The 17980-nt window shown below is 73.7% G+C and carries 12 protein-coding genes; 4 read left to right on the top strand and 8 right to left on the bottom strand.

What is annotated here, in order from left to right; genetic code table 11:
* Positions 1 to 82 precede the first annotated feature (82 nt).
* The gene (locus ACZ4UX_RS34440; RefSeq protein ID WP_465709518.1) at positions 83 to 751 is read left to right on the top strand and encodes an Rv1733c family protein; all 669 of its coding nucleotides are present in this window, start codon (positions 83 to 85) and stop codon (positions 749 to 751) included.
* Positions 752 to 845: 94 nt separating this feature from the next.
* Here ACZ4UX_RS34440 and ACZ4UX_RS34435 read toward each other — a convergent pair whose 3' ends face one another.
* Positions 846 to 1493 carry a YoaK family protein gene (locus ACZ4UX_RS34435; protein ID WP_359808153.1) on the bottom strand — a complete coding sequence of 216 codons (648 nt, stop codon included), beginning with the start codon at positions 1491 to 1493 and terminating at the stop codon, positions 846 to 848.
* 261 nt (positions 1494 to 1754) lie between these two features.
* Here ACZ4UX_RS34435 and ACZ4UX_RS34430 point away from each other — a divergent pair, with 261 nt between their 5' ends.
* From ACZ4UX_RS34430 to ACZ4UX_RS34420, 3 genes are all read left to right on the top strand, one after another.
* Positions 1755 to 2123: a BlaI/MecI/CopY family transcriptional regulator gene (locus ACZ4UX_RS34430; protein WP_465709538.1), complete on the top strand. Its 369-nt coding sequence runs from the start codon at positions 1755 to 1757 to the stop codon at positions 2121 to 2123.
* Entirely contained in the window at positions 2120 to 3007 is an 888-nt protein-coding gene (locus tag ACZ4UX_RS34425; RefSeq protein WP_465709517.1) for a M56 family metallopeptidase, read from the top strand. The genes ACZ4UX_RS34430 and ACZ4UX_RS34425 overlap by 4 nt, the downstream gene beginning before the upstream one ends.
* Before the next feature lie 287 nt (positions 3008 to 3294).
* A complete protein-coding gene (locus ACZ4UX_RS34420) occupies positions 3295 to 5712 on the top strand; it encodes a galactose-binding domain-containing protein (RefSeq protein ID WP_465709516.1) in 2418 nt (805 codons plus the stop codon).
* A 63-nt stretch (positions 5713 to 5775) separates the two neighbouring features.
* Here the strand turns inward: ACZ4UX_RS34420 and ACZ4UX_RS34415 are convergent, their stop codons facing one another.
* The 7 genes from ACZ4UX_RS34415 to ACZ4UX_RS34385 form a co-directional block, all read right to left on the bottom strand.
* Positions 5776 to 6789, bottom strand: a complete 1014-nt coding sequence (locus ACZ4UX_RS34415) for a LacI family DNA-binding transcriptional regulator (protein ID WP_465709515.1) — start codon at positions 6787 to 6789, stop codon at positions 5776 to 5778.
* Positions 6790 to 6954: 165 nt separating this feature from the next.
* On the bottom strand, positions 6955 to 11253 hold the full coding sequence (locus ACZ4UX_RS34410) for a discoidin domain-containing protein (protein WP_465709514.1): 4299 nt from the start codon (positions 11251 to 11253) through the stop codon (positions 6955 to 6957).
* Between the two features lie 186 nt (positions 11254 to 11439).
* Positions 11440 to 13065: a glycoside hydrolase family 13 protein gene (locus ACZ4UX_RS34405; RefSeq protein WP_465709513.1), complete on the bottom strand. Its 1626-nt coding sequence runs from the start codon at positions 13063 to 13065 to the stop codon at positions 11440 to 11442.
* A gap of 32 nt (positions 13066 to 13097) precedes the next feature.
* Complete coding sequence (locus ACZ4UX_RS34400) at positions 13098 to 13991, bottom strand: carbohydrate ABC transporter permease (protein ID WP_352288653.1); 894 nt, start codon at positions 13989 to 13991, stop codon at positions 13098 to 13100.
* A 66-nt stretch (positions 13992 to 14057) separates the two neighbouring features.
* Positions 14058 to 14990, bottom strand: coding sequence for a carbohydrate ABC transporter permease (locus ACZ4UX_RS34395; RefSeq protein ID WP_465709512.1), 933 nt, complete (start codon positions 14988 to 14990; stop codon positions 14058 to 14060).
* A 106-nt stretch (positions 14991 to 15096) separates the two neighbouring features.
* The gene (locus ACZ4UX_RS34390; RefSeq protein WP_465709511.1) at positions 15097 to 16494 is read right to left on the bottom strand and encodes an extracellular solute-binding protein; all 1398 of its coding nucleotides are present in this window, start codon (positions 16492 to 16494) and stop codon (positions 15097 to 15099) included.
* 327 nt (positions 16495 to 16821) lie between these two features.
* A complete protein-coding gene (locus ACZ4UX_RS34385; protein ID WP_465709510.1) occupies positions 16822 to 17844 on the bottom strand; it encodes a C40 family peptidase in 1023 nt (340 codons plus the stop codon).
* Between the last annotated feature and the right edge of the window lie 136 nt (positions 17845 to 17980).

Below are 17980 nucleotides of genomic sequence, written 5' to 3'. Positions count from 1 at the left end.
AGATTGAGAGCCGGAGCCCGGCGGACGATCCCGGCCGGGCGCCCGAGCGCCGCTGCGACCTACCACCCGAGGAGCACGCATCGTGTCCAGCACCTCCGGCCCGGTCCGGCCCGCGTCGCTCCCGCGGCGGGCCGGACGGCAGCTGCGGCAGGCCCTCGGCAGCCACCGCTCCCCCCTGGTCCGGCCGCTGGACCGGTCCCGCGGCCGGGCCTGGTGCACGGCCGCGCTGGCGATCCTGCTCGCCCTGACCGCCGCCGTCGTCGGCGCGCTGCTCGGCTACCGGACCGTCGGGCGGGACGCCGACGCGGACCTGGCACGGCTGCGCCGGGTCGACGCCGTCGTGCTCTCCACCGACCGGCACGGAGCCGCCGTGGGAAGCCGCTCGGCGGGCGGCTACCAGGGCAGGGTGGCCGCCGAGGCCACCTGGACCGCGCCGGACGGGCAGTGGCGCACCGGCACCATCGAGGTGCACCGGACCGCCGTGGTCGGAACCACCGTCCCCGTCTGGGTGGACGAGGCCGGGCTGGTGACCGATCCCCCGACCACCCGGGCGGGCGTGGCGATCGAGGCGGTCTGCGTGGGCCTCGCGGGCTTCACCGTCGTCGGCGCGGGCATCGTGGCCGCCCTCGCCCTGCGCCTGCGGACCCTCGACCGGCGGGCCGACCTCGCCTGGCAGCGGTCCTGGAGCAGGCTCGAACCGCTCTGGAGCGGCCGCGCGAGCCACAGCCCCGACGGGGCGCAGGGCGACTGACCCCGGCCGGGGGCCGCCGGGCCGGCCCGGCGGCCCCGAAGTCCGCCGCCCGGACCGGGACCGGGTTCGGGTCCTCCGCCCGACCGTCGGCGCCTCAGGACCCGCCGTCCCACCCGGTCCAGGCCGGGGCGGGGAGGCCGGCGGACGCCCGGTGGGTGAGCACGGCGACGGCCACCAGGAGGGCCAGCGCCAGGGCGAGGGCGATCGGCACATCGGCGTTCAGGACCAGCGCGGCGCCCAGGACGGCGCCGCCGAACATCCAGACCGCCGAGGCGAAGCGGCGGACCCCGGCCAGGTCGGCGGCCAGGCCGGTCAGGGTCATGGTGAGCACGGTGGTGGTGAGGTCGGGCACCTTGAGGGAGCGGACGACGGCGTTCTGCAGCCCCATCGCGAACCCGAGCAGACCGGTCAGCGCGTAGCGCGCGGGCTCACCGGTGTGGCCGGCCAGCGCCGCCAGGGCGGTGCCGAGGGCCAGCAGCACCGCCTGGACGGCGGCGGAGACGACCAGCAGCCGGCCCCGGTGGCCGGGCAGGCGTTCGCTGAGCCGGCCACCGGCGAGCGCGCCCGCCAGGAAGGCGCCCAGCGCGGTGAGCGAGGCGGTGGCGGAGAACCCGGCCGCGCCCGCCAGGGCGAAGCCCAGGAAGACCACGTTGCCCGTCATGTTGGCGACGAAGACATGCCCGAGGGCGAGGTAACTCACCGCGTCCACCAGCCCGGTGACGACGGTGAGCAACAGCAGCATCGGCACCAGCGGGCCGTGCCGGGGGTCGCTCCACACAGCTGTCCTCCTCCGGTTCGCGCGCTCCGGTGGGCTCCGGCGCTCCGTCCGTTCTACGCCCGTCCGCCCACCCGGGGCACGCCGAACCCCCGCCGGTGCCCGAACGGCTCCACCGCGCCCACCGGGAGAGCGCCGGACGGGCACCTCGACCGCCGCCCGTACGATGGGCCGGTGGGCGGCCGGGCAGGGCGGCCGGGTGCGGAGGGAAGGGGCGTTCGGGCGGTGTTGCGCGGGTTCGGCGATCTGGAGGCCGAGATCATGGACCGGCTCTGGTCCTGGGGCCGGGCGGCCACCGCCCGCGAGATCGTCGACGACCTGCAGCTGCGGCGGCCGCTCGCCTACACCACCGTCACCACCGTGGCCGACATCCTGCACACCAAGGGGTGGCTGCGCCGGGAGAAGGTCGGCCGGGCGTGGGTGTACGAGCCGACCTGCACCCGCGAGGCGTACACCGCCCAACTGATGCACCAGGCACTGGAGACCACCTCCGACCGGGCCGGGGCCCTGCTGCACTTCGTCGACCGGATGAGCGGGGACGAGGCCGCGGCCCTGCTGGCGGCCCTGGAGCAGGTGAAGGAGCGGGACACCCCGTGACGCTCGCGCTGCTCGCGCTCCACCTCGTCCTGGTCGGCGCCGTCCTCCCCCGGTGGCTGGCCGGTTCGCGCCGGCTCCAGGCCCGGCCGGCGGCGGGCGTCGCGGTCTGGCTGGCACTGATGGCCTCCTTCGGGACCGCGCTGCTGCTCGCGGCGCACCACCTGGCGGCGACGCTCGGCCACCGGCCGGCCGCGCTGGCCGGACTGCTCCCGCACGTCGAGGCCGGTCCGGCCACCGACCCGCACGCGCACGGCTGGTGGGCGCCGGCCGCGGTGGCGCTCGCCCTGGGCGGGGTCGCCGTGACCCTCGGGACGCGGGCCGCGCGGCTGCGGAGCCGGCACCGCGCGGTGCTGGACGTGGTCGCGGTCCGCGACCGGCACCACCGCGCGCTGGTGCTCGACGACGCCCGGCCGGCCGTCTACTGCCTGCCCGGCCGCCGGGCCCGGGTGGTGGTGTCGCGCGGCGCGGCGGAGCTGCTCGACGAGCGCCGGCTGGCCGCCGCGGTCGCGCACGAGCGCGGCCACATCCGGGGGCGCCACCACCTGGCGCGGCTCGCGGTGGACACCTTCGCCCTGCCCCTCGGCCGGCTGCCGCTGGCCCGCACCGGCCGGGCGGAGGTGGCGCTGCTGCTGGAGATGGCCGCCGACGACGCCGCGCTGGCGACCGCGACGCGATCCGAACTGGCCTCCGCCCTCTGCCTGCTGGCCACGGCCGGCCCGGCCGGCGGGCCCGCCTTCGCGGCGGCCGCCACCGGCGTCCTCGCCCGCGTCCAGCGCCTGGGCCGACCCGAGGTCACGCCCCGCCCCTGGGTCTCCGTCTGCCGCGTCGGCGCGGCCTCCGCCCCCCTGCTCCCCTACCTGCTGGCCTGCGCGCAGCACCCGTAGGGCCCCGGGCCGGAGCGATCCGGCCATGTCCGGGTGCGGCCGGCGGGGCGGGAGTGGCGGCGCGGGAGCGCGTCGGGCCGGGGCCGGCGACGCGGTGGTGGCGACCTGCTCCGGGCATGCCTGCCGGATCGTCGGTCGGGCGCTCCCCGGGGCATGCTCGGTCCCCAACCCCTCCCTTCTTGCGGAGTGCCTGTCAATATTTTGCGCATATCCATGGACTTCATGCAGGAGCGCCCCTAGTGTTCCCCTCGCTCGGCCTCCCACCCACGCCAGTGAGGACGTCGCCCATGCCACCTCCCGCCTTCCGCCGTCTGCGGGCACCGCTCGCCGCGCTGACCGCCGCCGCCCTCTCCGCGGCCGCCCTGCTCACCGTCACCTCCCAGCCCGCGCACGCCGCGGCCGTGCCGACCCTCTCGCCGCTGGACGTCCCCGGCCGGGGCGCCGCCGTGAAGTTCAAGGAGCAGGAGGCCGAGTTCGCGGCCACCAACGGCACGGTGATCGGGCCCGAGCGCCGCTACGGCACGCTCCCCTCGGAGGCCTCCGGCCGCCAGGCCGTCACGCTGTCCGCGACCGGCCAGTACGTCGAGTTCACGCTGACCGCCCCGGCCGACGCGATGAGCTTCCGCTACAGCCTGCCGGACAGCGCGGACGGCCGGGGCCGGGACGCCTCGATCGACCTCCTGGTCAACGGGTCGAAGCTGAAGTCCGTCCCGGTCACCTCGAAGTACGGCTGGTACTACGGGGGTTACCCCTTCAACAACAACCCCGGGGACACCGACCCGCACCACTTCTACGACGAGACCCGGACCATGTTCGGCTCCTCGCTGCCCGCCGGCACGAAGATCCGGCTGCAGGTCTCCTCGACCGCGCAGTCCCCCGCCTTCACCGTCGACCTGGCCGACTTCGAGCAGGTCGGCGCGCCGATCGGCAAGCCCGCCGGGGCGATCGACGTGGTGGCGGACTTCGGCGCCGACCCGACCGGGGCCGGCGACAACACCGCGCGGTTCCAGAGCGCGGTCGACGCCGGCCGGGCCCAGGGCCGGACGGTCTACATCCCGCCGGGCAGCTACACGCTGTACGACCACGTGGTGGTGGACGGCGTCACCCTGGCCGGGGCCGGGCCCTGGTACAGCGTGCTCGGCGGCCGCGACCCGGTCAACCGCAACCGGGCCGCCGGGATCTACGGCAAGTACGTGGCGGGCGGCGGCTACGGCGGGGCGGTCCGGCCGCAGGAGGCCAACGGCCCGAGCCGGAACGTCACCCTGCGGGACTTCGCCGTCATCGGCGACATCCGCGAGCGGGTCGACGACGACCAGGTGAACGCGCTCGGCGGGGCGATGAGCGACTCCACCGTGGACAACCTGTGGATCCAGCACACCAAGGTCGGCGCCTGGATGGACGGGCCGATGGACCGGTTCACCATCCGGAACAGCCGCATCCTGGACCAGACCGCGGACGGCGTGAACTTCCACACCGGGGTGACGAACTCGACGGTGACCAACACCTTCGTCCGCAACACCGGTGACGACGGGCTCGCCTCCTGGCCGGAGCGCGTCCCCAACGTGGGCGACAGCTTCACCCACAACACCGTGGTCGTCCCCGTGCTGGCCAACAACATCGTGACGTACGGGGGCCGGGACTTCACGATCTCCGACAACGTGATGGCGGACACCGTCAGCAACGGCGGCGGCCTGCACATCGCCAACCGGTACCCGGGGGTCGGCTCGGGCTGGGGGACCGCCGTCGCGGGCACCGTCAACGCGCTCCGGAACACCCTGATCCGGACCGGGAACAGCGACTACAACTGGAACTTCGGCGTCGGGGCGGTCTGGTTCAGCGGCCTCAACGAGCCGATCAGCGGCGCCGCGATCACCATCGGCGACACCGACATCCTGGACAGCTCCTACGAGGCGATCCAGACCATCGAGGGCTCGTCCAGCGGGATCGCCTTCACCGGCGTGACCATCGACGGCGCGGGTACCTACGCCATCCAGGCGCAGGCCGAGTCGACGATGCGGTTCACCGGTGTGAAGGCCCGCAACATCGCCCAGTCCGCCACCCCGACCCACAACTGCGTCGGCGCCGGCTTCCGGATCACCGACGGCGGCGGCAACTCCGGCTGGGCGGGCTCCACCTGTAGCGGCACCTGGCCGGTCCCGCAGTTCACCTACGGCGGCCGGCCGGGCGGCGGCCCGGGCACCCCGAGCCCGTCCGGCACCCCGAGCCCCTCGACCACGCCTACGCCCACCCCCACCCCGTCGACCACGCCCACCCCGACCACGCCGCCCGGCACGGTGGACCTGCTGCACGGCAGGGCGATCGCGGCGAGCAGCTACACCGACGTCTACCCCCCGCAGCGGGCCGACGACGGCGACCGGGCCAGCTACTGGGAGAGCGCCAACAACGCCTTCCCGCAGTGGATCACGGGTGACCTCGGCAGCCCCGTCGCGGTCGGCCGGCTGGTGCTCACGCTGCCGCCCGGCTGGGAGGCGCGGACCCAGACCCTGACCGTCCAGGCCTCCACCGACGGCGGCTCCTGGAGCACGGTGAAGCCCTCGGCCGGGTACCGCTTCGACCCGGCCACCGGGAACACCGTCACCGTCCAGGTGCCCGGGACGACCGCCCGCTACCTGCGGCTCACCTTCACCGGAAACACCGGCTGGCCGGCCGGCCAGCTCTCCGAGTTCCAGGTGTACGGCCCCTGACGGACCGGCACGGACGGAGGCCCCCGGAGACCGACACGGTCTCCGGGGGCCTCCCCGTCTCGGTCAGGACCGGGCGCGCGGCGGCGCCGTCGACCCCCGGACCACCAGTTCCGGCTCGAACAGCAGCTCGTCGTGGGTGATCCGGGCTCCGCCGATCTCCCCCACCAGGAGGTCCACCGCGGCCCGGCCCATCGCCTCGATCGGCTGCCGGACGGTGGTCAGCGGCGGATCGGTGCAGGTCATGAAGGACGAGTCGTCGTAGCCGATCACCGACACGTCGTCCGGCACCGAGAGACCGGCCCGGCGGGCCGCCCTGATCGCGCCGAGCGCCAGCGGGTCGCTGGCGCAGATGATGCCGGTGACGCCCTCGCGGAGCAGCCGGGTGGTGGCGGCCTGACCGCCCTCCAGGGTGAACAGCGCCCGCTCGACCCGGCTCTCCGGGAGGTCGAGGCCGGCCTTCGTCGCCGCGGCCCGCGCGGCGGCCAGCTTGCGCCGGGACGGCACGTGGTCGGCCGGGCCGAGCACCAGCCCGATCCTGCGGTGGCCGAGCTGGCGCAGGTGCCCGACGGACTGCTCGACGGCGACCGCGTCGTCGCAGGACACCCGGGCGAAGTCGAGGCCCTCGATGGCCGCGTTCAGCAGCACCGTCGGCAGGCTGCGCTCGGCCAGCCGGTCGTAGTGGTCGTGGGCGGCGTCGGCCTGGGCGTAGAGGCCGCCGAAGAAGACCACGCCGGAGACCTGCTGGGAGAGCAGCAGGTCGACGTAGTCCGCCTCGGACACCCCGCCGGCGGTCTGGGTGCAGAGGACCGGGGTGAACCCCTGGCCGGCCAGCGCGCCGCCGACCGCCTCGGCGAAGGCCGGGAAGATCGGGTTCTGCAGCTCCGGCATGACCAGGCCCACCAGCCGGGCGCGTTCGCCGCGCAGCTGGGTGGGGCGCTCGTAGCCGAGCACGTCCAGGGCGGTCAGCACGGCGGCCCTGGTCGCCTCCGAGACGCCGGGCTTGTCGTTCAGCACCCGGCTGACGGTGGCCTCGCTGACCCCGACCTTCTGCGCCACCTGGGCAAGTCGTCGTGTCATGGGGGGAGTGTACGTCGTTCCTCGCAAGAATTTGCGTCTTCTTGCGCTCTCTTGAACCGCCTTGCGCTCGCCCCAACCGCCCCGGAGCGCCCGACGGCGGACAGCCCGAGGTGCCGCCGGGACGGGGGTCCGTCCCGGCGGCACCGGTGTCGGATCGCTTCGGGGCTACGGGTTGACGGTGATGGTGAAGGTGGAGGTGGTGTTCCTGATGTCCTGGTCGTTGCCGGCCAGGCGCAGGTGGTTGAAGAGCACCGAGCCGACCGCCGGGCCCTGACCGGGCTCGGCCGACTCGTTCGCCCAGATCCCGACGCCGGACCTGGCGTCGAAGGCGTCTCCGCTGCGGCGCGCCCCGGTGATCGAGACGTTGCTGAAGACGGTGTCCTTGACCGGGAACTGCGGCTGCCCGCCGGAGTAGTTGGTCTGGAACATGATGCCGTGGTACGTCGGGTCGACGATGTCCACATCGCTCACCCGGATGCCCTGGAACACCTTGGAGGCCGAGAACACCCAGATCGCGGGGAAGGTCTGGGAGCCCCAGAAGTGGCCCCCGGCCCGGACGATCGAGATGTTCTGCAGGGCCGTCGGTTCGGTGCCGAAGCCGTTCATCGGGTACCCGAAGTCCAGCGAGCTGATGGTGACGCCCGAGTAGACCAGGGTGTCGGCGATGTAGATGTTGCGGAACGTGTTGGCGTAGCCGCCGTACACGGCGACCCCGGCCGCCCGCCAGGTGAGGATCGAGGTCAGGTTCTCGAAGACGTTGTTCTTCTCGTCCGCGCCGCCCGCGTCGATCGCGGAGAACAGCGCGAAGGAGTCGTCCCCGGTGGCCCGGGCCTCGTTGTTGGTGATCAGGTTGTCGGTGGAGCCGTTGGTCATGTTGACGCCGTCCGCGAAGGTGTCGCGGATCCGGCTGTTGCTGATGGTCATGGAGTCGGTGTTGGCCCCCCAGTAGAGGCAGACCATGTGCTCGGCCCAGATGTCGTCGATCACCATGTGGGCGACGTTGGCGAAGTCGAAGACCTTGCCGGGGCCGTCGATCCGGGAGGTGTAGTTACCGAAGTAGGCGAACCCGGCGAAGGTCGAGCCGTTGGCCGTCGCCTCCGCGCGGAAGCCGACGTCGGTGTTGCTCTGGGTGGCGGGCGCCCGGAACCGGGTGAACCAGGGGCCGGCGCCGATCACCTTGACGGGCTTGCCGTAGACCTGGAACTTGCTCGCCGTCTGGTAGTCGCCCGCCGGCAGGTAGACGCCGACCAGGGTGCCGGTGGTGTCCATCCGCACCTTGTCCAGGGCGTTCTGCACGTCCTGGTGGGTGAAGCCGGCCGGGACGGCGTAGTGCGCCGGGTCCGGGTTCGGCGCCGCGGTGGCCTGCTCCAGGCTGACGAAGTCGATCGCGTAGCGGGAGGTGTCGCCGCCGTCCTTCTGCAGCCTGATCCGGCTGCCGGCCGGCACGGTGGTGCCGAGCAGCACGTTCGCCTCGTCGTAGACGTGCCGCGGGGCGCCCGCGCCGGGCGAGTTGCCCGGCGCGGTCTCGGCGCCGTACAGCCAGGCGTACTTGGAGGTCAGGTCGATCTTCTTGAGGAAGGCGCCGTCGACGTAGACGCTGAGCGTGGCGTCGGTTCCGTCGCCGCCGGCGGCGTCCGGGATGGAGAACCGGGTGACGAGCGTGTTGGTCGGCGCCCGGGTGGTGAACTCGACCGAGGCGCCGGTGGAGTTCAGCGTCACCGCGCGCCGGCCGCTGGCCTCGCCGGCGAGGTCCCCGACGACCCGGTTCGGGCCGACCAGGCCCGCGCCGCCGGCCAGCACGCCGTCCTCGGCCTCGTAGGTGTCGTAGGGCATGTTCGCGCCCCGGCCGACGTGGAGCGGCTGGGTGGAGGTGTTGTCGGTCTGCTTGGCCGGCGGCTCGTTGGCGTCCGCCGCGATCACCGTCTTCACGGTGTACCGGCCGTTCGCCGCCGTCCAGGTGCCGAGCGTCACCGGCGCGGTGGTCGCGCCGGGGGCGATCGTGCCGGTGTAGGCGCCGGACAGCGTCTTCACCACGGTGCCGGCGGCGTCGGCGACCGTCAGGGTGATGGCGTGGGCGCCGCCGGCCGAGGCCGTGGTGCCCTGGTTCTTCACCGCCACCGAGAAGGTGACGGTGTTCCCGGCGGCCGGGTTGGCCGGGGACCAGGCGGTCGGGGCGGCGAGCAGGTCGGAGCCGGGGGCCCGGGCGACCACCAGGGGGGCCGGCGCGGTGGCGGTGTTGTTGGTCTCGTCCCGCTCGATCACCGCGTTGGCCTCGTCGACCTTGGCGGAGAGCTGGTAGCTGCCGGCCGCGCGCACGCCGGCGTCCAGCGTGACGGTGCCGGAGGCCCCGACGGCCAGCGGGCCGACCTGGGCGGTGCCGACCTTGGTCGAGCCCAGGTAGAAGCCGACGGCGGTCGCGGCCGACGGCAGGGTGCCGAGGTTGCGGACCGTCGCGGAGAGCGTGACCGGGTCGGTCTCGACCGGCGCGGCCGGGGTGGCGGAGACGTCGGTGACGGTGAGGTCCGGGTTGGCCGCCGGAGTGCCGATCACCTGGAACTCGGCCACCTGGCCGCCGGTGGACCCGGTGTTGGCGGTGATCCGCAGCTGGACGTCGGCCGCGGTGGCGCCGACCGGGACGGTCACGGAGTTCCCGGCGGGCTGGACGAAGTCGTAGCCGCGGGCCGGCACCAGGGTGGTGAAGCCGGTACCGGACTGGTCCCGGCCGAGCACCTCGATCGTCTGGCTCCGGCTGGACCAGGCCGTGGCCGGGTTCAGCTTGACCACGACGGAGTCCACCGCCGCGTTGGAGCCCAGCGCCACCGTCAGGGTGTCGGGGTAGCTGTTGGCGTTGCCCTCCCAGTAGGTGGCGGTGTCGTTGTCGTTGGCGTTCGCCGCGACGAAGGTGTTGATCACCGAGGAGGCGCTGATCGGCTTGCCGGCCGCCAGGTTGGTCCCGCTCCCGCCGCTGCCGGCCCGCACCACGGTGTTGCTGCTCGCGGACTGGTTGCCGGCGGCGTCCCGGGCCTTCACGTAGTAGGAGACGGTGGCGCTGTCCGGCTGGCCGTCGGTGTAGCTCAGCACGGCGGCGGCCACGCTCGCCCGGAGCGCGCCGTTCGCGTAGACGTCGTAGCCGGTGACCCCGGTGTCGTCGGTCGAGGCCGACCAGGTCAGACGGATCCGGCCCGCCGCGGGCTGGTCGTAGCCGAGGGCGCCGGGCGCGGACGGCGCCTGGGTGTCGCCGCTCTGACCGGTCCTGGTCACCGTGTTGCTGCTCGGCGACTGGTTGCCGGCGGCGTCCCGGGCCTTCACGTAGTAGGAGACGGTGGCACTGTCCGGGCGGCTGTCGGTGTAGCTCAGCACGGTGCCCGGCACGCTGGTCAGCAGCGCGCCGTTCGCGTAGAGGTCGTAGCCGGTGACGCCGGTGTCGTCGGTCGAGGCCGACCAGGTCAGGTGGATCCGGCCGGGCGCGGGCCGGTCGTAGGCGAGGCCGCTCGGGGCGGTGGGCGCCCGGGTGTCGCCGGTGGCCGGGCCGTACACCTCCAGTTCGGCCAGTTGGGCGGCGGCCCAGCCGGTGTTGGCGGTCACCTCGACCCGCACGAACCGGGTGGTGGTGGCCCCCAGGTCGAGGACGACGGCGTTCCCGCTGGCCGGGTCGAAGACCCGGGCCGCCGAGGCGGCCAGGTCGGTGAAGGCGCTGCCGTCGGTGCTGCCGCGGACGGCGAGCGTCTGCGTCCGGCGCTCCCAGCCGGCCGGCAGCCGCAGCGCCACGCGGTTGACCGCCACGGCGGCGCCGAGGTCGACCTGGATCCACTGCGGCAGCGCGCCGTTGGCGCTCTCCCAGTAGCTGGCCGCGTTGCCGTCACCGGCGTTGGCCGGGGCGTAGGCCTGGCTCTGGCTGCCGGCGCTGAACGGCCGCCCGAGCGCCAGGTTCGCCCCGGCGGCGCCGGCCGCGTGCACCTCCAGCTCGGCGATCTGGGCGGCCGGCCAGCCGGTGTTGGCGGAGACCGCCAGCCGCAGGTAGCGGGTGCTCGCCGCCGGGAAGGCGATCCGCACGGTGTTGCCGGTACCGGGCGCGAAGGCGTAGCCGGCCGAGCCCACCAGGGTGGTGAAGCCGGTGCCGTCGGCGCTGGCCTGGACGGCGAGCGTCTCGGTGCGGCTCTCCCAGGACGCGGGGAGCTTCAGCACCACCTCGTCGACCGCGGCGGGGGCGCCGAGGTCGACCTGGACCCACTGCGGCAGCGCGCCGTTGGCGCTCTCCCAGTAGGTGGCGGCGTCGCCGTCGTTGACGGCGGTGACCGGCCGGCCGGCGGTGCTGCTGCTCGCGGCGGCGGGCCGGCCCGCTGCCAGGTCGGGGCCGCCGGCCGCGGCGGCGGTGGTGGCCGGCAGCAGCGGGCCGGCCAGGGCCAGCAGGCCGGTGGCGAGCGTGCCCGCCAGCCAGCGGAAGATCGGTGCTCGGGTTCTCACGGGGTCCTCTGTCTCGTCTCGTCCGAACGCGTGGATGGGGGTGGGGGGGTGGGGCCCTGTCCGGCCGTCAGGACCGGGTGCGTGCGGGGGTGAGCGGGCCATCCGTGGCTCCGGGAGGGCAGCGGCGGGCCGGGGCGGCGCCCGGTCCGGGGGCGGACCGGGCGGGGGGGTGTCCGCCCCGGGCGGTCAGGCGACGCGCAGCCAGACCGCGGTGTCGGGCGGGAGCAGCCCGCCCGCGGTGAGCGGGCCGCTGGCGAGCAGGACCGCGCGGTGCGCGGGCAGCGGGTGCGGCGCGGCGCCGAGGTTCACCACGCACTGGAAGCCGGCGCCGCGGTGGAACGCCAGCACCTCGCCGGGAGCGGTGGTCCAGCCGAAGGCCTCGCCGCGCAGGGCGTCCTCGGCGCGGCGCAGCCGCAGCGCGGCGCGGTAGAGCGCGAGCATCGAACCAGGGTCGGCCGACTGGGCCTCGACGGTGAGCGGGGCCCAGTCGGCCGGCTGCGGGAGCCAGGGCTCGGCCGGAGCCTGGCTGAACCCGTACGGGGGTCGGTCGCCCGACCAGGGGAGCGGTACCCGGCAGCCGTCGCGGCCCGGGTCGGTACCGCCGGAGCGCAGGTGCATCGGGTCCTGGAGGCGGTCGGGCGGCAGGTCCTCGACCTCGGGCAGGCCGAGTTCCTCGCCCTGGTAGAGGTAGACCGCGCCGGGCAGGGCCAGCGAGAGCAGCGCCGCCGCCCGGGCCCGGCGCCGGCCCAGCTCCCGGTCGGTCGGGGTGCCCCAGGCCTTGGCGGCGAAGTCGAACCGGGTGTCCCGGCGGCCGTAGCGGGTGACCGTCCGGGTGACGTCGTGGTTGGCGAGCACCCAGGTGGCCGGGGCGCCGACCGGGGCGTGCAGCCCGAGCGTGGTGTCGATCGACTCGCGCAGCGCGGCCGCCTCCCAGGGGCGGGCCAGGAAGTCGAAGTTGAAGGCGGTGTGCAGCTCGTCCGGGCGCAGGTACCGGGCGAAGCGCTCGGCGTCCGGCAGCCAGACCTCGCCGACCAGGATCCGGGTGTCCGGGTAGCTGTCGGCGATGGCCCGCCAGGAGCGGTAGACGCCGTGCAGCTCCTCGCGGTCGGTGAACGGGTGCGGGTCGCGGCCCTTGACGAAGTCGGGCAGCGCCGGGTCCTTGGCCAGCAGCGCGGCGGAGTCGATCCGGACGCCGGCCGCGCCCCGGTCGAACCAGAAGCGCAGGATCTCCTCGTGCTCGGTGCGCACCCGGGGGTGGGCCCAGTTGAGGTCGGGCTGCTGGGCGGCGAACAGGTGGAGGTACCACGCGCCGTCCGCCGTCCTGGTCCAGGGGCGGCCGCCGAACTCGGAGACCCAGTCGTTGGGCGGCAGTTCGCCGTCCGGGCCGCGCCCGGCGCGGAAGTGGAACAGCTCGCGCTCCGGACTGCCGGGGCCCGCCGCGAGCGCGGCCCGGAACCACGGGTGCTGGTCCGAGACGTGGTTCGGCACGATGTCCACGATGGTGCGGATGCCGTGGCCGAGCGCCTCCGCGATGAGCTGCTCGGCGTCCGCGAGGGTGCCGAACAGCGGGTCCACGCCCCGGTAGTCGGCGACGTCGTAGCCGCCGTCGGCCATCGGGGACGGGTACCAGGGGTTGAACCAGACGGCGTCGACGCCGAGGTCGGCCAGGTAGGGCAGCCTGCTGCGGACACCGGCGAGGTCCCCCGTGCCGTCGCCGTCGGCGTCGGCGAAGCTGCGCGGGTACACCTGGTAGATCACCGCGTCGCGCCACCAGTGCGGGGTCTCGAACGGGAGCCGGGATTGCTGTCCCACGGTGGGTCCTTTCGGATCGGCGCCCGGGCCGGTCAGCCTTTGAGTCCACCCGAGGTGAGCCCGGACATGATGTTGCGTTGGAAGATCAGGAAGAAGACAACGGTCGGCGCCGAGGCGATGGCCAGGGCCGCGATGACGACGTTCTGCGGCACGCCCGTGGAGAGCGACTTGATGCCGATGTTGAGGGTCTGCCGGGCCGGGTCGGGCTGGACGAGCATCGGCCAGAGGAAGTCCTTCCAGACGTTCACCACGGCGAAGATCGAGACCACGCCGAGGATCGGCCGGGACATCGGCAGCACGATGGAGCGCAGGGCGCGCAGCGGGGTGGCCCCGTCGATCGCGGCGGCCGCCATGAGGTCCTCCGGGATGGAGTCGAAGAACCGTTTCAGCAGGAAGATGTTGAAGGCGTTGGCCACCGTCGGCAGCCAGATCGCCCAGGGCGTGTTGATCAGGTTGACGTGCAGCAGCGGCAGGTCCAGGACGGTCAGGTACTGCGGGACGACCAGCACCGCGGCCGGGATCATCAGGGTGGCCAGCATCATGCCGAGGATCAGATTGCCCAGGACGGGCCGCAGCTTGGACAGCGCGTAGGCCGCCGCCACGTCGAGGACCAGCTGGAAGGCGAGCGCGCCGAAGGCGTAGTACAGCGTGTTGAAGAGCAGCCGGCCGAGGCCGAGCCTGCTCCACGCGGTCGCGTAGGTGTCCGGGTGGAGCTCGGCGGGGAAGAGCGTGGGCGGGTTGCGGACCACCTCGGCGGTGGACTTCAGGCCGCCGGTCACCAGCCAGTACAGCGGGCCGAGGAAGACCAGGGTGAAGACCACGACGGTCACCACCAGGGTCAGCCGGTAGAGCAGTCGGCCGCGTGGGCGGTCGAGTTGGGTCTGCGAGATCAGCGTCCGGGTCTGCGGCTGCACCGGGGCTCCCATGGGTCTGGTCGGGTGTGGTCCGGGACTGGACGGCCCCGGGTCGGCCCCGGGGCGGTCGGCCCCGGGTCAGTCGGCCTCGCGCGACAGCCGCGCGTACAGGGCGGAGAATCCGGCCAGCACCAGCAGCATGATCAGGCCGAGCGCCGAGGCGGCGCCGTAGTTGTTGAAGTTGAAGGCGTACTGGTAGACGAGGTGGACCACGGTGATGGTGGAGCCCTGCGGCCCGTTGCCGCCGGTCAGCAGGTAGGGCTCGACGAACACCTGCATGGTGGCGACGATCTGGAGCAGCAGCAGGAGCGAGAGCACCAGCCTGGTCTGCGGGACGGTCACGTGCCAGATCCGGCGCCACAGGCCGGCGCCGTCCAGTTCGGCCGCCTCGTAGAGCTCCCCCGGGATGCCCTGGAGGGCCGCCAGGTAGATCAGGGTGGCGCCGCCCATGTTCATCCAGGTGGAGGCGATGACCACCGAGAGCAGCGCGGTGTCGGGCGAGTCGAGCCAGGCCGAGGTCGGCAGGTGGAGCGCCCGCAGCACGCTGTTGAACAACCCGTGGTCCGGGTCGTAGAAGTACTTGAAGAGCAGCACGGAGGCCACCGGCGGCATCATCACCGGCAGGTAGACCAGCACCCGCAGGTAGGCCTTGGCGTGCCGCAGCTCGTTCAGCAGCACGGCGACCAGGAACGGCACCGCGAAGCCGAACACCAGCGCCAGCAGGGTGAACACCAGGGTGTTGCGCCAGGCCTGCCAGAACGCCGGGTCCTGGAGCAGCTGGTCGACGTTGTCCAGGCCGACCCAGCTGGTCCGGCCCCGCCTGGTCCGCTGGAAGCTCATGACGACTTCACGGACCATCGGGTACCAGGTGAAGAAGCCGAAACAGAGCAGTGCGCCGAGCAGGAAGCCGTGCGCGGTGAGGTTGCGCCGCAGCCCCCGCCCCAGCCGGCCGCGCCGCCGGGGCTCACTGGTGGGCCGGGCCGCCTTCCCGGCGACACTGATCGCTGCCATCCCTCGTTCTCCGCTTCGTCGCTGTCCGTCGCTGTCCGTCGCTGTCCGTCGCTGTTCACCGGTGGCCGTCGGTGGCCGGGGGCCGTGAGCCGGCCCCGCCCGTTCGCTACTGGAGGCTGGCCAGTACCTGGTTGACCTGGGTCTCGGCGTCGTTCAGCAGCTTGGCGACGTCGGCGCCCTTGTCGGTCAGCACGGCCGACATCGCGTTGTCGAGCACCTTGTAGATCTGCTGCGCGTGGGCCGGCTCGGTGCGGCCCGGCACGGACGCGGCGAGGTAGGGCGCGTAGTTCTGGACCGGGACGGTGGCGCTGGCCGCCTTCGCCCGGTTGTCCTGCTCCAGCGAGGCGCCGGTGAGGAAGAAGGGCTGCGGGAGGCCGACCGGCAGGCCGTCCGCCTTGGTCCGGGCGTAGTCGAACTGGCCCTTGCCCTGGGTGAGGAACTTGAAGTTCACCCAGGCGACGGCCGCCCTGATCTGGTCCGGGCTGGAGCCCTTCTTGACCATGTAGTCGTTGCCGCCGAGCAGCGCGGCCTTGCCACCGGGCATCGGCCCCATGCCGTAGTCGGCGTAGTCCCCGTTGAGAGTCTGCACCATGTAGGTGATGTCGTCCGGGGCGCCGATGTACATCCCGAGCCGGTCGGTGGACATCTGGGTCATCAGGTCGGGCCACTTGAGGCTCTGCGCGGAGCCCATCGAGTCGTCGGTCCAGCGCATGTCGTACAGGGTCTGCAGGACCTGCCGCCCCTCGGCGGTGTTGAACGCGGCCTTCCGGCCGTCCTCGCCGACCATCCGGCCGCCCAGCCCGTACAGCTCGGCGGTGAAGTGCCAGCCGCCCTGGTTGGTCGCGCTGTAGTCGCCGTAGCCGTTGATCCCGTTGCCGAGCGCGGCGATCCGCTTCGCGGCCTCGCGGATCTCCGGCCAGGTCGTGGGGGGCTTGTCCGGGTCGAGCCCGGCCTGCTTGAACAGCTTGCGGTTGTAGAGCAGGCCCAGCTTGTAGTTCGAGGTGGGCAGGCCGTAGAGCTTGTCGCCGTCCTTGAGCGTGGCGAGCACCGAGGGGTCGATGTCCTTCAGCGCCGGCACGGTCGTCTCGTCGACGTAGCCGGAGATGTCCTCGGCCGCGCCCTCGTCCAGCACCTGGTCGAGGTCGGTGAAGTAGGTGTAGAAGACGTCGGTCTGGGTCCGGCCCTTCAGCTGGGCGGTGAACGGCGCGGGCTCCTCGCAGGGCGAGGCGTCCTTGCTGGTGATCGTGACGTTCGGGTAGCGCTGGTGGAACGCCTCGACGTCCTCGGCCCACTGCTTGCGCTCGGCGGCCTTGGTGACCGGGGGCTGGCAGTCGACACTGATGGTGACCTTCGCGTTCGGGTCCAGGGCCGAGCCGGCACCGCCGGACGGCGCCGCGCCGGCTGCCCCGCTGTCGTCCGAACTGCCGCACGCGGCAGAGGAGAAGGCCAGTCCTGCGGCCACGGCGACGGCGGCGGTTCTCCGGCGGAGCCCGGTTCTGTTCATGGCGGACGGCCCTTCTGCAGGCATGGGTGGTGGGGGCGCCGCGGTGCTCGTCCGGCGGCTCCGCCACTTAACCACCGCGCAACAGAGGGCCACAAGATGTCGACAGGACTTTGCAAGAAATCGACTTCATAACGTCAGATCAACACCAGGGATGCCGAACGGCAAACGCCCCCGGTCGGAACCGGGGGCGTTCGGCGGGTCGGACGGCGGGTCGGCGCGGGGCGGGTGGGCAGGTCGGACGGCGGGTCGGCGCGGGGCGTTCGGCGGGTCGGACGGCGGGTCGGCGCGGGGCGGGTGGGCAGGTCGGACGGCGGGTCCGGCCCGCCGCTACAGGCGGACGGCGCCGACGTACGGCATCACGTCGATCGGCAGCACCTCGACGTTCTTGCCGGTGCGCGGCGCGTGGATCATCTTGCCCTCGCCGATGTAGAGGCCGACGTGGTGCAGGTCCGGGTAGAAGAAGACGAGGTCACCGGGCTGGAGGTCGCCGCGGGCGACCCGCTGGCCGGTCTTCCACTGGTCCTGGGAGATCCGGGGCAGCTTGACGTCGGCGGCCCGCCAGGCCGCGCCGGTCAGACCGGAGCAGTCGAAGCCGGAGGGTCCGGTGGCGCCCCAGACGTAGGGCTTGCCGAGCTGCGCGTAGGCGAACCGGACGGCCGCCGCGGCCCGGCCGGTGGCCGGGCCGTCGTAGGCGGGGCGCTCGGTGGCCCGGGACGCCCGGCCGGCGGCGTCCTGGGCGTTGACCTTGGCCCGGTCGGCGGCACTGAGCCGGTTCAGCAGCGCCTGCGCCGCGGCGAGCTTTCCCTGGATCGCCTTCTTCTCCGCGGCCAGCGCGGTGCCGGCCGCGTCGAGCTCGGCAAGGGTGGCGGCGGCCTCGGCGCGGTCCTGGTCGAGCCGGCGCTGCTCGCTGCGGGCCTGCGCGAGCAGCGCGGCCTGGGAGTCAAGGACCTGGTTCTGCGCCGAGGCCTTCGCCAGGTAGCCGCCCGGGTCGGAGTCGAGCATCAGCCGCACGGACGGGTCGATGCCGCCGGTGCGGTACTGCTCGGCGGCGACGGCGCCCAGCCGGGTGCGCAGCTCGTTCATCGCCTCCTGGCCCCGGACGACCTCGTCCTGGATCCGGTTGGCCTCGCCCTGGAGCCGCTGCTGCTTCTCCTGGAAGCCGTTGTGGCGCTCGATCGACTGTTCGGCCTCCTCGTTGAGGCGGTCGACCTGCTCCTTGACGGCGTCGGGCGTGGGCGCGGGCTCGGCCTGCGCGGTACCGGCCGCGAGCACCGCGCCGCCCGCCAGCGCCGTGCTCATGACCGCCATCCGGGCCCGACCGGGCGGGCTGGGCTTTCGGCGCTTTCCCATGGCGGTGGGCTCCTTCACGTGGCACGGCGGCACGACGGCGCGTCACCCCGGCCGGCGGGCCCCGCGAACGGGACCGGACGGGACAGGAGTGGGCAGGGCAGGGCGAAGCAGGCGCAGGGGTACATCCCCGACGGCT

Source organism: Kitasatospora sp. NPDC028961 (assembly GCF_055564815.1).
The sequence above is the reverse complement of the archived record's forward strand: the minus strand, read 5'-3'. Positions and strand labels throughout refer to the sequence as shown.